Source organism: Streptomyces sp. NPDC058664, assembly GCF_042716635.1.
Classification (GTDB): domain Bacteria; phylum Actinomycetota; class Actinomycetes; order Streptomycetales; family Streptomycetaceae; genus Streptomyces.
The window spans coordinates 1-1,043 of sequence record NZ_JBHXRW010000258.1; the positions used below are offsets into that span (position 1 = coordinate 1).

The 1,043-nt window shown below is 69.4% G+C and carries 1 protein-coding gene; it reads right to left on the reverse strand.

Translation table 11 applies throughout. The features are described 5' to 3' along the window. Positions 1-1,043 (reverse strand): GMC family oxidoreductase N-terminal domain-containing protein (locus ACFWUY_RS41990; RefSeq protein WP_384122447.1); only part of this gene is annotated, 1,043 nt, incomplete at both ends.

Here is a 1,043-nt window from a genome sequence, read left to right on the forward strand (position 1 = left end):
GGGGTGGATCGGGCCGGTTTCGTAGATCACGCCGTAACCGTTGCCGTCGAGATCGGCGTGGTGGCGGCTGATTCGGCCCTGCAACGCGCCTTCCCACGGCCGGACTTCGTCGTCGAATGCGCCGAAGACCGCCGCGGCCGGATGCAGGCGCAGATGCTGCCCGATGTTCTTGTTGCGCAGGCCGGATCGTCGCAGCAGCGCCGGTGTCTGGATCGCGCCCGCGGCGACCACAACGGCCTTGGCGCGCACGGTGACCTCCGCGCCGGTGGAGGTGACGGCCGAAACTGTCTCGGCACGACCGGCTTTCACGGTGATCGCTCGGACATCGGCATCGACCACCAGGCGTGCACCGTGCTCGGCCGCGTCGGCGAGCCAGGTCTTGGTCGCCGACTGCTTGGCGCCGAGGCGGCACCCGTAACTGCAACGCCCACACTCGATTCCGGCATCGCACGCGTCGCTGACATTGCGCGGCAACGTGTCTACGTCCCAGCCGAGGGAGCGTGCGCCGCGTTCGAGAATGCCGTCGCGCGCCGAGAGCGGCGACCTGCGATCGGTGACGCCGATCCGTTGCTGCACGGCGGTCAATGCGTCGCCGAACTCGTCCTCGGCGAACTGCGGAACGCCGGTCTCGGCCCATTCGGCACGGATCGTGTCGGGGGTCGGCAGTGAAGTGCTCCAGTTGACTACCGTGCCGCCGCCGAGGCAAGTGCCCGCGACGAGGGTGATCTGACCTTCCGCCGACGTGGCGGGGCCGGGGGCGTACAGGGTGGTGAGCGCGTCGAGTTCGCCGGTGCCGAAATCCTGGTCGTCGTAATAGTTTCCGCGTTCCAGCACGATCACGTCGAGGCCGGCCGCGGCCAGTACGGCTGCCGCGGTGCCACCACCGGCGCCGGAGCCGACCACGACGACATCGCAGTCGAGCGCGGTGGATTGGGTGTACCGCAGGGGCGACAGCGGCGGCTTCGGGGCGGTCTCGAATCGGCCGACCGGCCCCGGATAGCCGATCTGCTTCCACAGCGGATTCGTTCCGGTGGGACCGGGTG